At 64.2% G+C, this 16,340-nt stretch carries 15 protein-coding genes; 5 read left to right on the forward strand and 10 right to left on the reverse strand.

Features of this window, described 5'->3' with window-relative positions:
• Positions 1-22: 22 nt before the first annotated feature.
• Positions 23-1,324: an Nramp family divalent metal transporter gene (locus tag DEM26_RS12200; protein ID WP_109172497.1), complete on the forward strand. Its 1,302-nt coding sequence runs from the start codon at positions 23-25 to the stop codon at positions 1,322-1,324.
• Positions 1,325-1,379: 55 nt separating this feature from the next.
• Here DEM26_RS12200 and DEM26_RS12205 read toward each other — a convergent pair whose 3' ends face one another.
• The 3 genes from DEM26_RS12205 to metZ all read right to left on the reverse strand — a co-directional run bounded on the left by DEM26_RS12205 (position 1,380) and on the right by metZ (position 6,390).
• The gene (locus tag DEM26_RS12205; RefSeq protein ID WP_075774423.1) at positions 1,380-3,830 is read right to left on the reverse strand and encodes an ATP-dependent helicase; all 2,451 of its coding nucleotides are present in this window, start codon (positions 3,828-3,830) and stop codon (positions 1,380-1,382) included.
• 192 nt (positions 3,831-4,022) lie between these two features.
• Entirely contained in the window at positions 4,023-5,117 is a 1,095-nt protein-coding gene (folE2, locus tag DEM26_RS12210; RefSeq protein WP_109172498.1) for a GTP cyclohydrolase FolE2, read from the reverse strand.
• Between the two features lie 97 nt (positions 5,118-5,214).
• Positions 5,215-6,390 carry an O-succinylhomoserine sulfhydrylase gene (gene metZ, locus DEM26_RS12215; protein ID WP_088718939.1) on the reverse strand — a complete coding sequence of 392 codons (1,176 nt, stop codon included), beginning with the start codon at positions 6,388-6,390 and terminating at the stop codon, positions 5,215-5,217.
• 229 nt (positions 6,391-6,619) lie between these two features.
• On the opposite strand from metZ, the gene DEM26_RS12220 reads away from it, so the two are divergent.
• Together DEM26_RS12220 and DEM26_RS12225 are read left to right on the forward strand one after the other, a co-directional pair.
• Positions 6,620-7,537 carry an alpha/beta fold hydrolase gene (locus DEM26_RS12220; RefSeq protein WP_109172499.1) on the forward strand — a complete coding sequence of 306 codons (918 nt, stop codon included), beginning with the start codon at positions 6,620-6,622 and terminating at the stop codon, positions 7,535-7,537.
• 34 nt (positions 7,538-7,571) lie between these two features.
• Complete coding sequence (locus DEM26_RS12225; RefSeq protein WP_075774419.1) at positions 7,572-8,261, forward strand: glutathione S-transferase N-terminal domain-containing protein; 690 nt, start codon at positions 7,572-7,574, stop codon at positions 8,259-8,261.
• Positions 8,262-8,330: 69 nt separating this feature from the next.
• Here the strand turns inward: DEM26_RS12225 and DEM26_RS12230 are convergent, their stop codons facing one another.
• The gene (locus tag DEM26_RS12230) at positions 8,331-8,753 is read right to left on the reverse strand and encodes an OsmC family protein (protein WP_075774418.1); all 423 of its coding nucleotides are present in this window, start codon (positions 8,751-8,753) and stop codon (positions 8,331-8,333) included.
• Positions 8,754-8,813: 60 nt separating this feature from the next.
• Positions 8,814-10,025, reverse strand: a complete 1,212-nt coding sequence (locus DEM26_RS12235; RefSeq protein WP_109172500.1) for a deoxyguanosinetriphosphate triphosphohydrolase — start codon at positions 10,023-10,025, stop codon at positions 8,814-8,816.
• A gap of 93 nt (positions 10,026-10,118) precedes the next feature.
• On the opposite strand from DEM26_RS12235, the gene DEM26_RS12240 reads away from it, so the two are divergent.
• Positions 10,119-10,448 (forward strand): HesB/IscA family protein, encoded by a 330-nt coding sequence (locus DEM26_RS12240; RefSeq protein WP_075774416.1) that lies wholly within the window; start codon positions 10,119-10,121, stop codon positions 10,446-10,448.
• An 88-nt stretch (positions 10,449-10,536) separates the two neighbouring features.
• Here DEM26_RS12240 and DEM26_RS12245 read toward each other — a convergent pair whose 3' ends face one another.
• The 3 genes from DEM26_RS12245 to DEM26_RS12255 all read right to left on the reverse strand — a co-directional run bounded on the left by DEM26_RS12245 (position 10,537) and on the right by DEM26_RS12255 (position 13,414).
• Positions 10,537-11,253, reverse strand: a complete 717-nt coding sequence (locus DEM26_RS12245; protein WP_109172501.1) for a lipo-like protein — start codon at positions 11,251-11,253, stop codon at positions 10,537-10,539.
• 98 nt (positions 11,254-11,351) lie between these two features.
• Positions 11,352-11,822, reverse strand: coding sequence for a DUF6869 domain-containing protein (locus DEM26_RS12250; protein ID WP_075774414.1), 471 nt, complete (start codon positions 11,820-11,822; stop codon positions 11,352-11,354).
• The gene (locus tag DEM26_RS12255) at positions 11,819-13,414 is read right to left on the reverse strand and encodes a peptide chain release factor 3 (RefSeq protein ID WP_075774413.1); all 1,596 of its coding nucleotides are present in this window, start codon (positions 13,412-13,414) and stop codon (positions 11,819-11,821) included. The genes DEM26_RS12250 and DEM26_RS12255 overlap by 4 nt, the downstream gene beginning before the upstream one ends.
• A 310-nt stretch (positions 13,415-13,724) precedes the next feature.
• Here DEM26_RS12255 and DEM26_RS12260 point away from each other — a divergent pair, with 310 nt between their 5' ends.
• Positions 13,725-15,029, forward strand: a complete 1,305-nt coding sequence (locus DEM26_RS12260; RefSeq protein WP_088719392.1) for a DUF3422 family protein — start codon at positions 13,725-13,727, stop codon at positions 15,027-15,029.
• Between the two features lie 36 nt (positions 15,030-15,065).
• Here the strand turns inward: DEM26_RS12260 and DEM26_RS12265 are convergent, their stop codons facing one another.
• Positions 15,066-15,311: a hypothetical protein gene (locus DEM26_RS12265; RefSeq protein WP_075774412.1), complete on the reverse strand. Its 246-nt coding sequence runs from the start codon at positions 15,309-15,311 to the stop codon at positions 15,066-15,068.
• 113 nt (positions 15,312-15,424) lie between these two features.
• Positions 15,425-16,252: an aldo/keto reductase gene (locus tag DEM26_RS12270; protein ID WP_088718942.1), complete on the reverse strand. Its 828-nt coding sequence runs from the start codon at positions 16,250-16,252 to the stop codon at positions 15,425-15,427.
• Positions 16,253-16,340 lie beyond the last annotated feature (88 nt).

Here is a 16,340-nt window from a genome sequence, read left to right on the forward strand (position 1 = left end):
AGACGTATCCACGAGGACCCCCATGACCGAACTTATCCGCAAGGAAAACATGACCAGCCGCACCCGCACGGCCATGGAAGCGGTGCTGTCGGGCAACCGGCGCGGCGGGTTTCTGTTGTTCTTCGGGCCGGCGGTGATCGCCTCGGTCGCCTATATGGACCCGGGCAACTACGCAACGAACATCCAAGCGGGCGCGGGCTACGGCTATGCGCTTTTGTGGGTCGTTCTCGGCGCGAACCTGATCGCGATGCTGTTTCAGGCGATCTCGGCGCGCGTCGGCATCGTGACCGGCAAGAACCTCGCGGAACTGTCGCGCGAGAATTTCTCGAAACCCGTGACGATCGCGATGTGGATCGTCTCGGAGATTGCGGCGATGGCCACCGATCTGGCAGAGTTTCTGGGCGGCGCCTTGGGGCTTTCGCTCCTGTTCGGCTGGCCGCTGATCTGGGGAATGGGCGTCACCGCCGTCGTCACCTATGCGATCTTGCTGTTCGAGCGCGGCGGCTTCCGCCCGATGGAGATCGTGATCGGCGCGCTCGTGGCGCTGATCGGGGCGTGCTACCTCGCGGAGATGTTCGTAGCGCCGGTCGACTGGTCCGGGGCCGTGCAAGGGTTGATCACACCCGCGATGCCCGACGCCAAAGCGCTCACGATCGCGGTGGGCATCATCGGCGCGACCGTTATGCCGCATGCGATCTTCCTGCATTCCGGTCTGACGCAGAACCGCGCGCTGACCCCCGACCCGGTGCAGAAGGCACGGCTAGTGAAATTCTCCAACCTTGAGGTGATCATCGCGCTCGCGATTGCGGGGATGGTCAACATGGCGATGGTGATCATGGCGGCCTCGGCCTTCCATAGCGGCCATTCCGAAGTGGCCGAAATCGAGAGCGCCTATCATACGCTGACGCCGCTCTTGGGCGGTTTCGCCGCCGCCGCTTTCCTGACCTCGTTGATCGCCTCGGGAGTATCCTCTTCGGTCGTCGGTACGATGGCGGGGCAGATGATCATGCAGGGCTTCATCCGCCGGCGCATCCCGGTCTGGCTGCGCCGGGTCATCACGATGGCGCCTGCCTTCGTCGTGGTATGGCTCGGGGTGAACACGACCGATGCGCTGGTGATGAGCCAGGTCGTTCTGTCGATCGCCCTGCCCGTCCCCATGGTGGCACTCCTGATCTTCGCGCGGCGGAGCGACCTCATGGGCAAGTTCGCCCTGCACGGGCCGCTTCTCTGGCTCGCCGTGCTGGGCGCGCTCATGGTGCTGGGGCTGAACTTCGTGCTGCTCTGGCAATCGGCGGGGCTGCCGGTGCCGGGTCTGGTGAGCTAAGGCCTAAGCGCGAGGGGGCGCTGCCCCCTCGGGATATTTGCGCCACGGCGAGGGATTAAAACGGCACGTCGTCGGCATCCGCGGCGGGCACGACAAAGCTCGACAGCAGACGTTTCTCGCCCGCCTTGTCGAATTCGACGACGAGCTTGTCGCCTTCCGAGCCCATTACCTCGCCATAGCCGAATTTCTTGTGGAAGACCCGGTCGCCGATCTCGTAATCGCTCTCGCCCTTGGCGTCGATCACCATGTGGCGGGCCTCGCGCGGCTGGCTGACCCCGCGCGATTGCGCATTTTGCAGCCGCCGCCAGCCGGGCGAGTTGTAGACATCGGCGCGCGAGACGCGGTCTTCCATCGCGCTGGAGCCACCAAAGCCGCCCCCGTTCATTCCGCCGCCATAGAGACCCGGAGGGGTCAGCACGTCGATATGGGCCGGCGGTAGTTCGTCGATGAAGCGCGAGGGCATCTGGCTTTGCCATTGGCCGTAGACCCGCCGGTTTCCAGCGAAGGAAATCGTGCACAGCTCCTCGGCGCGGGTGATGCCGACATAGGCCAAACGGCGCTCTTCCTCGAGGCCCTTCAACCCGCTCTCGTCCATCGAGCGCTGCGAGGGGAAGAGTCCGTCTTCCCAGCCCGGCAGAAAGACCACGGGGAATTCCAGACCTTTGGCCGCATGCAGTGTCATGATCGAGACCTTCTCCTCGGTCTCGGCCTTGTCATTGTCCATGATCAGCGCGACGTGTTCGAGGAAGCCCTGCAGATTGTCGAACTGCTCCAACGCCTTGACGAGTTCCTTGAGGTTCTCGAGCCGCCCCGGTGCTTCCGGCGTCTTGTCGTTCTGCCACATCTCGACATAGCCGGATTCCTCGAGGATCCGTTCGGCCAGACGCACATGGCTGAGGTCATTTGCGGGCGCCACACCATCCTCGGCGGGCTCGATCAGCAGCTCGTCATCCTCGGCCCGTGTCACGGCGGTCGCAGGCGAGGCCTGCACGACCTCCTCGTGCCAGCGCGCGACATTCTCGACGAAGAGCCGCAGCTGTCCGGCCGCCTTGCCCGAAAGCGCACCCTCGGCCACCAGCATCCGCGCGCCGTCCAGCAGGCTCAGCCCGTTCTCGCGCGCAGCCACCTGAATGCGCTGCTGCGCCTTGTCGCCAAGGCCGCGCTTGGGCGTGTTGATGATCCGCTCGAAAGCCAGATCGTCATCGGGCGAGGTCACGAGGCGGAAATAGGCCATCGCGTCGCGAATTTCGAGCCGCTCGTAGAAGCGCGGGCCGCCGATGACGCGATAGGGCAAACCAATGGTCAGGAAGCGGTCCTCGAAGGCCCGCATCTGATGCGAGGCGCGCACGAGAATCGCCTGCGAATTCAGACTGATCGGCGGATTGCCACGGGTGCCGCGCTGAATCGCCTCGACCTCCTCGCCGATCCAGCGCGCCTCTTCCTCGCCGTCCCAATGGCCGATCAGGCGCACCTTTTCGCCGCCCTCGGCTTCGGTCCAGAGCTCCTTGCCCAGACGGCCCTCATTGGCCGTGATCAGCCCGGACGCGGCGGAGAGGATATGTTCGGTCGAGCGGTAATTTTGCTCCAGCCGGATCACCGCCGCGCCCGGGAAATCCTTTTCGAACTTCAGGATGTTGCCGACCTCGGCGCCGCGCCAGCCATAGATCGACTGGTCGTCATCGCCCACGCAGCAGATGTTCTTATGCCCCTGCGCCAGAAGCCGCAGCCACAGGTATTGCGCGACGTTCGTGTCCTGATACTCGTCGACGAGGATGTAACGGAACCAGCGTTGATATTGCGCCAACACGTCCGGCTGGGTCTGGAAAATCGTGACCATATGCAGCAGCAGATCGCCGAAATCGACCGCGTTGAGCGTCTTCAGCCGTGCCTGATAGGCGGCGTAAAGCTCGGATCCGCGATTGTCGAAGGCGGCGGTCTCGCGGCCCGAGACCTTCTCGGGCGTCAGCGCCTTGTTCTTCCAGCCGTCGATCAACCCCGCCAGTTGCCGCGCCGGCCAGCGTTTCTCGTCCATATTCGCGGCGACGATCAGCTGCTTGAGAAGCCGGATCTGGTCGTCCGTGTCAAGAATGGTGAAATTCGACTTCAGCCCCACCAGCTCGGCATGGCGGCGCAACAGCTTCACGCAGACCGAGTGAAAGGTGCCGAGCCACGGCATCCCCTCGATCGCACCGCCCAGGTGGCGCCCCACACGCTCTTTCATCTCGCGCGCGGCCTTGTTGGTGAAGGTCACCGCCAAGACCTCGTTCGGGCGTGCCCGGCCGGTGTGGATCAGATGCGCGATCCGCGCGGTCAGCGCCGAGGTCTTGCCCGTGCCCGCGCCTGCCAGCATCAGCACCGGCCCGTCGAGCGTCTCGACGGCCTGCCGCTGTTGGGGGTTCAGTTTCTCGAGATACGGCGCCGCGCGCGCTTGCATGGCGCCCGCCATGGCACGTTGCGACAGGCTCGCAGCCCCTTCATACGGATCGTCGTCATCAGCCCAATTCATGGGAGGCAATCTAGCGGTTCGGCCCCCTGAGGGAAAGGGGCATGTTCAGCATCTGTTCGCCTGACGTGCGCCCCTGCGCCCGGCGTCGCTCTTGCGAAAATATTCACCGGGAGCCCGAAGGGCGGGGACAGCGCCCCCCCCTGCACCAATAGCGATGCGCCCTGCCCCCTGGGGCAGCGTCCCTACCCGTCTTCAGCCCTGATGGATCAGTGTGGCGAAGAGCTTCGGATCGACGCTGGCCGATGCGAAGGTCTCGCCCTCGGTCAGCATGGCCACGGCGTCATGGCTGTGCAGGCTTTCCTGATGACTGGCCACGATTCGGAAGTCACCGACGCGCGGTTCGGCCAGAAGGCGCTCGGCGAAGGCGCGCACAGCATCCTCGACGAAGATCGGATTGGCTGCGTTCAATTCGGCGAAAGCCTGTTCGTCCTCACGCTTGACCATCACCTGCGTCTCGGTCGGCACAGCGGCACGGGCGAGATCGATCATGTCCTCGAACCAGAGAACGTTGCCGGGCTCGACCACCGCCGAAATCCGCGCGACGGAGCGCTGCGAATGCGGCGTGGCCAGCTGGCCGCGGCTGGCACGAGCATGCTCTGACAGCTCCAGCGAGCACGGGCACGTGGAGGAATAAACGTAATCGAGGTGAATAACTTTGGTGCGCACACCAGCCGTCTCGATCAGCTCCAGCGCGATGTCGTAATACTGCCAGCCCTCCAGCCCCGAACGCAGCGACGGCCGCTTTACCGGGAAGGAGACGCGCATCATCAGGCGCGCGTCGAAGCTTTCGAGATCGTCCATGTAGTCGTCGAGCGCGGATTCCATCACTTCGAAGGAGAAGGTCTTCTCCGCATGGGCGTAGAAGCTGCGCATCACGCGGGACATGTTGATGCCCTTCTTCTCCGCCTCGAGGCTCACCGTGCCCGTGACCGACGCCTCCAGCGTCAGATCGCCGTTGTCGCGGGTATGAAACCGCACCGGCAGCCGGAAGTTCGAGATACCGACATGTTCGATCCGGGTATGGGCACCCACGATCAGCGAGGACGGACCGTTCTGCAAGTCGGGCAGCGTCGCCTTGTAAGCCGCGTCGACTTCGAAGCTGTCGTCATATTCGCGGCTCAGATCGGGGTAGTTCGAGAGCTCGCGGTCCGGCAGGAGCCGCGCGATGGCCGGGTCAAGCTGCGCCACCTCGACCGGATCGGCCTTCGCGGCCCATGCGCGCAGCACCTCGAGCGCGGCGCGGGCGTCTTTATCGTCGGGGGTCTCGATCCTGCCTTGCACGTTCATATCCTGTCCTCCGGTATGCCCGGTCCCGCCAGATATGGGGGTTTTGGGGCTGATGTCCAAGACAATACGCCGGTTCGCGGAAATCGGTTCACCCCGATCAGGCGGCGTCGAGCGCCTCCTTGATATCGGCGATCAGGTCACCCCCGTCCTCGATCCCCATCGAAACGCGGATCAGACCGGGGGTAATCGCGATCGCCGCCCGCTCCTCTTCAGACAGATTCTTGTGGGTCGTCGTCGCCGGATGGGTCGCGATGGATTTCGCGTCGCCGAGGTTGTTCGAGATAGACACGATCTGCAGCGCGTTGAGGAAGCGGAACGCCGCCTCCTTGCCGCCCTTCAGGTCGAGCGCGAGCATGGTTCCGCCCGAGCCCATCTGCTCCATCGCCAATGCATGTTGTGGATGGTCCATCAGACCGGGATAGACTGTGCGGGCGAGTTTCTCATGGCCGGCCACGGCGCTCGCCACCGCAGCGGCGTTCGCGGCCTGCGCGCGCACCCGCAGATCGAGCGTCTGCAACCCGCTCAGCAGAACCCATGCGTGGAACGGGCTCATGGCGCCGCCGGTGTGTTTGACGTAAGTTTCCAGCGGGCCGCGGATATACTCCTTCGACCCCAGCACGACACCGCCAAGTACGCGCCCGCCGCCGTCGATATGCTTGGTCGCGGAATAAACGATCACATCTGCGCCAAGCTCCACCGCGCGCGAGAAGATCGGCGAGGCGAAGACATTGTCGACCACCACCGTCGCGCCGCCCTCATGAGCGATCTTCACGATACCCGCGACATCCATCACTTCGAGGCCGGGGTTCGAGACGCTCTCGAAGAAACAGATCTTCGTCTCGGGACGCATCGCGGCGCGCCAGGCGTCGAGATCGGTCCCGTCGACCAGCGTCACATCCACGCCGAAGCCCTGCAGCACTTTCAGCACATGCAGGCAGGATCCGAACATCTGGCGCGCGGCCACGATGTGATCGCCCGCCTTCACGAGGCAGGTCAGCGCGCCGTTGATCGCAGCCATGCCGGAGGCGCAGGCGAAGGCGTCCTCGGTGCCTTCGATCGACGCCATCCGGTCCTCGAACATCCGCGTCGTGGGGTTGCCGTAACGGGCATAGATGAACTCGTCGTCGGAGGCGTTGAGGAACCGTGCCTCTGCGGCTTCGGCCGAGGGGTAGGCAAAGCCCTGCGTCAGAAACATCGCCTCGGCCATCTCGCCATACTGGCTACGGCGAATGCCGTCATGGACGAGTTTGGTGCGGGTCTTGCGCTCGGTCATCGGTGCCTCCTGCGGCGGTCTGTCGCGACTTGGGGCTGCGATACCGCGCAGGGGGCGTAGCGTCAACGCATAGCGGCGATGTCCCGTTCGCACCAAAGGAGGCCCGGCGCGCGTCGCGTTCCATGCCCCGCCTGCGCGCGCTCACGCCAAGGCAGGGGAACTTTCGGGCGAAAAACCGCGTTCGATTTAGAACATCAACCCGCGCCTGCGCCCCTCCCCCGAGGCCCCAATGCCGCTTCTCAAGGTCCATGCCAGCTCCGAGCTGCCCGCCGATGTCCTCGCTCAGGCGCGCGCCCTGCCGGAGGGCGCCCCGATCGTGGTGATGATCCACGGCTACGGCTACGCGGCAGGGGTCGAGGGCCGCGATCCCTACGAGCACATCTTCGCGATGGAGCCGACCTTCAATCTGCATACCGCGATCAGCTGGCCGCGTGCGCTTGGCTTCGACGGGACCAATCCCGGCGAGGGCCTCGGCATCGCGTTCAGTTGGCAATCGACGGGACGGTTGACCCGGATTTACGACATGGCCGAGATCGCCGCCCAGCGCCTTGCCCGCCTGATCGGCGCACTGAATGCCGCGACCGGGCGTCCCGTGGGGATCATCGGCCATTCGATGGGCGCGCGGGTCGCCCTGCGGGCGCTCCGCCACGCCCATGCCGGGCAAGTAGCTCGGATGGTTCTGCTGGCCGCCGCCGAATTTCAAAATCGCGCCGAGGAAGCGATGGCGAGCCCTGCGGGCCGGACCTGCGAAGTGCTCAACGTCACGAGCCGCGACAACGACCTTTTCGACTTCCTCTTCGAGTGGGGTGTAGCCCGCGGGCGCGAGCGGTCTTTGGGAAATGGCCTGTCGCAGCCCATGCGCAACTGGCTCGATCTGCAGATCGACGCGCCCGAGGTGATCGAGGTGCTCGACGATCTGGGCTATCCCGTCGCCCCGCCCGAAAAACGCGTCTGCCATTTCGCCTGCTACATGCGCGAGGGGCTGTTCGACCTCTACCGTCAAGTGCTGCGTCAGCCCGACCGGCTGCCGCTTCCGTTCCTAGCCGAAGCGCTGCCCAAGGCGCAAGATCCCCGCTGGTCGCGGCTGTTTGCGCGCCCGCGCACATCGGGTTTCGCATTGCCCTCGTTCCAGCGCACGGCAAAGTAGAGCGGACCCTGCCGCCTAACCCGACGGAGACCCCATGATCGACCTCTATTTTTGGCCCACGCCGAACGGCTGGAAGATTTCCATCGCCCTCGAAGAGATGGGCCTGCCCTACGAGACCCACTTGGTCGATATCGGCAAGGGGGAGCAATTCCAGCCGGAGTTCCTGAAGATCTCGCCCAACAACCGGATGCCCGCGATCATCGACCGCGACGGCCCGGATGGCGAACCCGTCTCGATCTTCGAGAGCGGCGCGATCCTGCAATATCTCGCCCGCAAGACCGGCCAATTCTATGGCGAGACCGAGCGCGACCGGATCGCGGTCGACGAATGGCTGTTTTGGCAAGTCGGCGGGCTGGGCCCGATGGCCGGTCAGGCGCACCACTTCCTGAAATATGCACCCAAGCTCGAACCCTCGCAGGACCTACCCTATGCCAAGGACCGTTACCGCGCCGAGACGGGACGGCTCTATGGCGTGATGGATCGTCGTCTGGCGGAGAACCGCTACCTCGCGGGCGATTTTTACTCGATCGCGGATATGGCGTCCTGGGGTTGGGCCTCGCTCTGGGAAGGGCAGGAGCAGACGCTAGACGACAAGCCGAACCTCAAGCGCTGGCTCGATGAGTTAGGCGAGCGCCCCGCCGTCAAGGCGGGCCGCGCTCTGGCCGCCGAAAAGCGCAACGACAATTCGAGCCGTGACGCGCAGAAGCACCTCTTCAAGCGCTGAGCACGTCCGCCGAACCATGAAAAGGGCGCCTCACCGGGCGCCCTTTTGCTTTGTTCGCTCAGGACCGGATCAGTTGATCGTCAGGTCGAGCGTGATCTCGCAATTCAACAGCTTCGAGATTGGGCAGCCTTCTTTCGCGCCCTCGGCGGCCTTGCGGATCGCCTCCTCGTCGCCGGTTCCCTTCACGGTCGAGGTCAGCGCGGATTTCTTAACCGCGAAACCGTCGCCTTCCTTGTCGAGCGAGATTTCCGCCTTGGTGTCGATCACCACGTCCGAGACGCCCGCCTCTTCGAGCTGAAGCGACAGCGCCATCGAGAAACAGGACGCATGAGCCGCGCCGATCAGCTCTTCCGGGTTCGATCCGGGCTCACCCTCGAACCGGGTATTGAAGCCGTAGGGCTGCGCCTTCAGCGCGCCACTCTCGGTCGAAATCGTGCCTTTGCCGCCCTTGATGGTGCCTTCCCAATGGGCCGATGCGTGCTTGCGGATCATGAATCCCTCCTATGCGTTGCATTCGCGAGCACAACGAGACGGAGGGCCAGTGGTTCCGCCTCAGCGCCCGCGCCCGACCAGCCTATCATATTCCTGGATGGCGAAACGATCCGTCATACCCGCCACGTAATCGAGCACGACCCGCGCGAGAGCCTGCTTCGATTCCGGCCGCGTGCAGTCGCCGCCGAGGATACGGGCCCGCGAGACTTCTTCCTGCCATTCCTCGGGCAAAAGCTCCGGGCGTTCCATGAACAGGGGGAAGAGCGCGTTGATCATCTCGGTCACGCGCTTGCGCTCCACCACGACGGAGGGCGCGCGATACATGCGCTCGAACAGGAACTGCTTGAGTACCTTGAGGCTTTGATAGAGCGGCTTCGAGAAGCGGATGATCGGCCCGTCCATCTGCCGGATATCATCGACCGATTGCGGCCCGAGCGAGGTCAACCGGTTCTCGGCCACCGCGATCACGTCCTCCACCATCACGCCGAAGACCCGGCGCAGCGCCTCGTGCTGGCGCCGCGTGCGGTCGAGACCGGGATGCAGTTTGTCGACCTCGGCGAAACAGGCCCCGATCACCGGCAATTCGCACAGATCATCCTCGTCGAAGAGCCCCGCGCGCAGCCCGTCGTGCAGATCGTGGTGATTATAAGCCACGTCATCTGCCACGGCCGCCACCTGCGCCTCGGCGCTGGCGTTGGTCTCCAGCTCCAGGTCCCAGACCGCATCGACCTCGGCCAGCGCATAGGGCAGTTCCTCGCGGCTCGGGAAGCTGTGCGAACCGCCCTTGTCGGAAATCGCGGGCCCGTTGTGCTTGGCAATGCCTTCCAGCGTCTCCCATGTCAGGTTCAGCCCGTCGAAGCCCGCGTAATGCTTCTCCAGCTTGGTCACGATCCGGAGCGCCTGCGCATTGTGATCGAAGCCCCCATAGGGCTTCATCAGCTCGGCCAGCGCGTCCTCGCCGGTATGCCCGAAGGGCGGATGGCCCAGATCATGGGCCAGCGCCACCGCCTCGGCCAGATCGGTGTTCAGCCCCAATGTCCCTGCAATCGTGCGCGCGACCTGCGCCACCTCGATCGTGTGGGTCAGGCGCGTGCGGTAGTAATCGCCCTCATGTTCGACGAAAACCTGCGTCTTGTGCTTGAGCCGTCGGAAGGCCGAAGAATGGATGATCCGGTCCCGATCGCGCTGGAACGGCGAGCGGAAAGTGGACATGCTTTCGGGGTGAAGCCGCCCGCGGCTCTCGCCGGGCTGGCAGGCATAGGGCTTGAGCACTGGTAAAACCTCGTCTTGTCGGCACGCTTCGGCCCTCCTATATCTCGGATGTGACGGAAATACAGGCCCCGAGGGGTCAGGAAGGCCAATCCGATGCAACTCCCTCCGAAAGTGACCGAACGCGCCTTTGCGCGACTCGCGGAAATCAATGAAGGTCGCGAGGCGCCACAGGCGCTGCGCGTGGCCGTCGAGGGCGGCGGCTGTTCTGGTTTCCAGTATGATATCAAGCTCGAAGAGGCGCCTGCGGGCGACGACATCGTGCTCGAAGGCGCGGGCCAGAAGGTGCTGATCGACCCGGTTTCTCTGCCCTTCCTCGAGAACGCCACGATCGACTTCACCGAAGAACTGATCGGCGCGCGTTTCGTGATCGAGAACCCGAACGCGTCGAGCTCCTGCGGCTGCGGCGTCTCCTTCGCGATGTAACGACGCAGGCGATGCGCCTTATCTGAAACGCGCATTCTCGCTTCTTCTTGATATAAATATCCCCGCCGGAGGCGCCCTTCCTCCGGCCTCACTCCTCCAGTGGCAATTGGCGAAAATCGAACCCGCCTTCTAGCGTCGGCTTGATCACGGCGAAATAGGGCGAGAGATCGAAATCGCGCGGCGTGAACAGCGACGAGTGCCGGATATGCAGGATTTCCCCCTGGCTGTCGGCGCTGCCCATCACGACATCCGGCAGGATCGGGTAGTGGACCGCGTGAAACGCCTCGGCGATCACGGTCGAACAGATCGCCCGCGTCGGGTCGCCCGATCCGAGCGCCAGCATCCGCCGCCGAAACCGATGCGGCACGGGCGGGCGCGGCAGCAGGTACCGCGCGAGATCGACCACGTTTCTCAGGTCATACTGCCGCCCGACCGCGCCTTGCATGTAGTTAATCACGAGCTCAAGCTGATCGTGGCCAAGCCCGACGGGCCGACAGATGCGTGTGTTGAGATGCGCATAGGCCGAAAGCCCGGTGATCCTGACGCCTTCCTCCAGGTCCGCCTCGATCAGCTCGCCCCCGGGCGGGCCGCCGGAATAGAAGGCTGCATGGGACCAAGTGGAATGGGTAAGATACTTGATCCCCGCCGAAATTCGCCGGTCGCCCTCCACCAACAGCACATCGCCCGGCCGAAGCGTCGCGCGCAAGGCAGGGGTCGGGATGACCCCGAAAGGCTGGTAGAAGCGGGTCTGCTTTTGCAAAAACCGCGCGATTGCCTTGCCGGGCAGACGAGAGACATGCGCCATGATCTCCTCCTTGTTCAGAGGTAGGTGTGGCGCGCACAGATGCACAGCCCAGGCGCAAAGATGTGATTTTCGTTACCTGATGCGCGATGCGCCTGCGCTCATTTCGGCGGTAGCGGTCCACCCATGTCGAGCCCGGTATCCATCGCCGGGGCGCGTGCCTTCTCGATACGCGACCAGAGCGCGGTATTGCCCTCTCCCTGCTGCGGCCAAACGCCTGTCAGCGCAAAGCGGAACCGCGCGGAATGGCGCGCCTCGCGCTCGATCCGGTCGATGAACTCATCGCCATGCTCCGCGACCAGATCTTCCAGCGGCCCGGCGGCGAGCATTACCACCTGCCAGATCGTCGTCGCCCCGGTCAGCGCCTTGCGGATGAAGGTCCAGAGCACCTCGGGATATTCGCGCAGCTCGAAAACACACAGCACCGACCAAGGGAAGTCCTCGCCCTCGGGCTCCTCGGCATTGTCGGCAAGCCACAGATCGACCAGCGCCTCGACCGTGCGCACGTCTTCCGGGGCACTCGCTTCGTTGCACAGGATCGAGACGAGTTCGGGGGGCAGTGGGGTTGTCATTGCATCATTTCCTTGGTCGCCGAGAGCGTCACGCCCTCGTAGTCGCGCTCGACCCGGTCGATGTCCCATTGCAGGCGCGTGAGGAACACCACGTCGCCGTCATGATCATAAGAGATGTGCTGCTTGTTGGCGTTGACCAGCTTCTCGACCGCCGCCTTGTCGCCCAACACCCAGCGAGCGGAGGTGAACTGCGAGGCCTCGAAGCGCACGGGGATGCCGTATTCCAGCTCGATCCGGCTCGCCAGCACGTCGAATTGCAGCGCGCCGACGACGCCCACGATGAAGCCCGAGCCGATCGCGGGCTTGAACACCTTGGCCGCGCCCTCTTCGGCGAATTGCATCAACGCCTTCTCGAGGTGCTTGCCCTTCATCGGGTCGGTCGCACGCACGGATTGCAGCAGTTCCGGCGCGAAGCTCGGGATGCCGGTGAAGCGCAGCGCCTCGCCCTCGGTCAGCGCGTCGCCGATGCGCAATTGCCCGTGGTTCGGAATACCGATGATATCGCCGCCCCAGGCCTCTTCCGCCAGTTCGCGGTCGGCTGCGAGGAACAGAACCGGGTTCGACACCGCCATCTGTTTCTTCGAGCGCACATGCAGCAGCTTCTGCCCGCGCGTGAAATGCCCCGAGACGAGACGCACGAAGGCCACGCGGTCGCGGTGCTTGGGGTCCATGTTCGCCTGCACCTTGAAGACGAAACCCGCGACCTTCTTCTCCTCGGGCGCCACGTCACGCTCGGCGGATTTGAAGACCTCCGGCTCGGGTCCGAATTCCCCGATCCCGTCCATCAACTCCTTCACGCCGAAGCTGTTGATCGCCGAGCCGAACCAGATCGGCGTCAGGTGACCTTCGAGGAAACTCTGGCGGTCGAAGGTGGGCAACAGTTCGCGCGCCATCTCGACCTCTTCCTTCAGTTTCTCGAGCAGATCGGCCGGAACATGTTCGGCCAGCTTGGGATCATCCAAACCACTGATCTTGATCGACTCGGCCACCTTGTTGCGGTCGGCGCGATCCATCAGTTCCAGCCGGTCGTGCAGCATGTCGTAGCAACCGAGGAAATCGCGGCCCATCCCGATCGGCCAAGAAGCCGGGGCCACGTCGATCGCGAGATTTTCCTGAATCTCGTCGATGATCTCGAACGTGTCGCGGCTCTCGCGGTCCATCTTGTTACAGAAGGTCAGGATCGGCAGATCGCGCAGGCGGCAGACCTCGAAGAGCTTGCGGGTCTGGCTCTCCACGCCCTTCGCGCCGTCGATCACCATGATCGCCGCATCCACCGCCGTCAGCGTTCGGTAAGTATCTTCCGAGAAATCCGAGTGGCCGGGCGTGTCGACGAGGTTGTAGCGGAACTCGCGATACTCGAAGGACATGGCAGAGGCCGAGACCGAAATCCCGCGATCCTGTTCGAGCTTCATGAAGTCCGAGCGAGTCCGCCGCGCCTCGCCCTTGGCACGCACCTGCCCCGCCATCTGGATGGCGCCGCCGAAAAGCAGGAACTTCTCGGTCAAGGTGGTCTTGCCCGCATCCGGGTGCGAGATGATCGCAAAGGTGCGGCGACGGGCGATTTCGGGCGGGAGCGCGGGACGGTTCATCATGCGCGCTCGTTTAGCCTGCCCGCGCGCGCCTTGCAATCGCGGCGATGGGGGCTCCGCCCCCGGGCTGACGCGCTCCCCCGGGATATTTCGACCAAGGCGAAGTTCAATCCCACGCGCCCCTTCCTCTTGGCGGAAATATCCCGGGGGTGAATTGGCGCAGCCAAGAGGGGGCAGCGCCCCCTCCCCCTCGTGGCTCGCATGGCGCTGTGGCAGATTTACCCGGTATTCCGATGCATGCCGTCAAACGCTTGATCGGCGGGAAATTTCGCCGCAGCTAGAAGGTCACACCCGCGTGAGCGAGACCTATGAGATGACCGCCGATCCCAAACCCCATCTGCCCGACCATCCGCAGCGCTATGCGCTTGTGAACGAATTGCACGCCCGCCCTTACCCGAAGCTCGGCGTCCCGGGCCACGCGGTCTATGTCGCCTTCAAGGAGCCGCGCGACGCCGCCAATCGCGACCGCAGCAAGGATCACGACCACCTCGTCGATCTTCTGACGCGCAACGGCGCGGCGCAGCCTCAGGCGGGGATCACCCATTACGCCGGCAAGATCGGGCGGCACGAGGTGAAGTGGGAGAGCCATACCGAATTCACCACTTATCTCGCTTTCGGCAAAGGCGTGTCGTCGCGCGCCTTCGACCCGGCGGAGACCGAGATCTACCCCGATAGCTGGATCGATGCGGGCCCCGGCGGGCGGATCGCCGCGGTGCAGATCCGCATCGAGGAGCTGCCCGAGAACCCCGACGACATCGCGCCGCTTCTGGAGCAATGGTTCGTCACCGAGAGCCTCGTCTGCACCTGGGTGCTCGACGGGGCTGCGGTGGTCGCGGGCGATTTCCGGATCGATCCGAACGGGCAGATGCGCTTCGCTATCTTCGCGCGGCCCGGGACCGGGCCGGGACGGATCGGGCGCACGGTGCAGCGGCTCTGCGAGCTGGAGACCTACCGGGCGATGTCGATGCTCGGATTGGCGCGGGCGCGCGACCTGTCGCAGCGGCTCAATGCGCTCGACCCGAGGCTGACCGAGATCGTGGACGGGATGGGCGACGACGCGCACTCCGCAGAAGAAACGCTGCACGACCTGCTGGAAATCTCGGCCGAGTTGGAGAGCCTCGCGGTCGCGCATTCCTTCCGGTTCTCGGCGACCGGGGCCTATGAGGCGATCGTCCGAGAGCGGGTGGAGTCCTTGCGCGAAAGCCGCTTCGAGGGGCGCCAGAAACTCAGCGAGTTCATCGCCCGGCGCTACGACCCGGCGGTGCGCACGGTGAAATCGGCGGAGACGCGGCTGCAGCAGATGGTGACGCGGGCGGCGCGGGCGGGCGAGTTGCTGCGCACGCGGGTCGATGTGGAGCGCTCGGCGCAAAACCAGAAAGTGCTGGAAAGCATGGATCGCCGGTCGGACCTGCAGCTGCGCCTGCAGCACACGGTGGAAGGGCTGTCGGTGGTCGCGATCAGCTACTACGCGATCTCGGTCGCGGGCTACCTGGCTTATCCGCTCTCGAAGAAGATCGGACTGACGAAAGAGATCATGATGGCAGGGCTGACGCCGATCGTGATCCTCGCGGTCTGGCTGATGATCCGGCGTATCCGCAAGGGTGTGGGGGGGCATTGAGGGGAGGCGTTATGCCTCCCCTCGTGTCGTACCGCCTCAGAGACAGAGAAACAGGTGCGCGTTGGTGTATTCCGCGACTTGGCGCGACGAGGCGTATTCTGCTCTCTTGCCTTTCTTGGCACAGATACGGTCCGCCTCGGCCTGGGCGTTCACCTTCACCTCAGCCTGATCGGCAAGCATTGATGTCTGGATGGTGACGCTATCCCCGTTGTAGTCGCTCACGATCGGCGTCGCAGGCACGCATCCAGCAAGAAATGGCAGCAACAATAAAGCTTTACGCATTTAGTTCTCCTCCACAAAACAAACTCACTAAACCGTGAGTGCCGTGTGAAGATCAACTCTCGCGGCCCGTCCCGAGCGGCGCGGTCAGCGCAAGGGTGACATTTAAGTCACCCTCAGAAATCCGCCGTCGCCGGGTTCGGCCCGATCCGGCCCGCAGCAGTGTCGATCTGCTTGATCTGCGCCATCTCATGCTCGCTCAGCTCGAAATCGAACACATCGATATTCTCGCGCATCCGCTCGTGATTGGCGGATTTGGGGATCGTCACGAGGCCCAACTGGATCTGCCAACGCAAGGTGACTTGTGCGGCGGAGACGCCGTGGCGGGCGGCGATCTCGGTGAGGATCGGGTTCGCGAGCGCCTCGCCCTGACCCAGCGGCGACCAGCATTCGGTGGTAATGCCGAGCTTTTCATGCGCCGCGCGCTGGTCGGCCTGCTGGAAGCGTGGATGCAGCTCGATCTGGTTGATCGCGGGTGCCTCGCCGGTCTCCTCGATCAGCCGCTCGAGATGGTCGGGCAAGAAGTTCGACACGCCGATCGCGCGGATTCGGCCGGCGTCGCGCAACTCGATCATGGCCCGCCACGTCTCGACATATTTGTCCTTGGCGGGCATCGGCCAGTGGATCAGGTAGAGATCGAGATAGTCGAAGCCCAGCTTGTCCAACGTCTCGTCGAAGGCGCGCTTGGTTTCGTCATAACCCTGCCGGTCATTCCAGAGCTTTGAGGTCACGAAGATGTCTTCTCGTGCGACGTCGCTGTCCGCGACACCACGGCCCACGCCCGCCTCGTTGCCATAGGCCGCGGCGGTGTCGATGTGGCGATAGCCCGCATCCAGCGCATTACGGATGATGCGCGGTGTCTCGGCATCCTCCATCTTCCAGACGCCGAGGCCAAGTTGCGGGATCTTGATGCCGTCGTTGAGGGTAAGGGTCGGAACGCTCATGGTCGATCTCCTGATTGCCTATTCGGTTGGGCAACAGGTTAGGGCGGCGCCGCGTTCCGGAAAGGCTGTCACGGCGCGGTGAGGTGCA

Source organism: Thioclava sp. NG1, assembly GCF_003122275.1.
GTDB lineage: Bacteria > Pseudomonadota > Alphaproteobacteria > Rhodobacterales > Rhodobacteraceae > Thioclava > Thioclava nitratireducens.

Excerpts from the sequence above, each read along its gene's own strand:
- DEM26_RS12230 (WP_075774418.1), bottom strand. The coding sequence starts at position 8,753 with ATGATCCGCAAGCACGCATCGGCCCATTGGGAAGGCACCATCAAGGGC.
- folE2 (WP_109172498.1), bottom strand. The coding sequence starts at position 5,117 with ATGAACGTGCAAGGCAGGATCGAGACCCCCGACGATAAAGACGCCCGC.
- DEM26_RS12200 (WP_109172497.1), top strand. The coding sequence starts at position 23 with ATGACCGAACTTATCCGCAAGGAAAACATGACCAGCCGCACCCGCACG.
- DEM26_RS12240 (WP_075774416.1), top strand. The coding sequence starts at position 10,119 with ATGCAACTCCCTCCGAAAGTGACCGAACGCGCCTTTGCGCGACTCGCG.
- DEM26_RS12205 (WP_075774423.1), bottom strand. The coding sequence starts at position 3,830 with ATGAATTGGGCTGATGACGACGATCCGTATGAAGGGGCTGCGAGCCTG.
- DEM26_RS12245 (WP_109172501.1), bottom strand. The coding sequence starts at position 11,253 with ATGGCGCATGTCTCTCGTCTGCCCGGCAAGGCAATCGCGCGGTTTTTG.
- DEM26_RS12270 (WP_088718942.1), bottom strand. The coding sequence starts at position 16,252 with ATGAGCGTTCCGACCCTTACCCTCAACGACGGCATCAAGATCCCGCAA.
- DEM26_RS12220 (WP_109172499.1), top strand. The coding sequence starts at position 6,620 with ATGCCGCTTCTCAAGGTCCATGCCAGCTCCGAGCTGCCCGCCGATGTC.
- DEM26_RS12250 (WP_075774414.1), bottom strand. The coding sequence starts at position 11,822 with ATGACAACCCCACTGCCCCCCGAACTCGTCTCGATCCTGTGCAACGAA.
- DEM26_RS12265 (WP_075774412.1), bottom strand. The coding sequence starts at position 15,311 with ATGCGTAAAGCTTTATTGTTGCTGCCATTTCTTGCTGGATGCGTGCCT.
- DEM26_RS12255 (WP_075774413.1), bottom strand. The coding sequence starts at position 13,414 with ATGATGAACCGTCCCGCGCTCCCGCCCGAAATCGCCCGTCGCCGCACC.
- metZ (WP_088718939.1), bottom strand. The coding sequence starts at position 6,390 with ATGACCGAGCGCAAGACCCGCACCAAACTCGTCCATGACGGCATTCGC.
- DEM26_RS12225 (WP_075774419.1), top strand. The coding sequence starts at position 7,572 with ATGATCGACCTCTATTTTTGGCCCACGCCGAACGGCTGGAAGATTTCC.
- DEM26_RS12260 (WP_088719392.1), top strand. The coding sequence starts at position 13,725 with ATGACCGCCGATCCCAAACCCCATCTGCCCGACCATCCGCAGCGCTAT.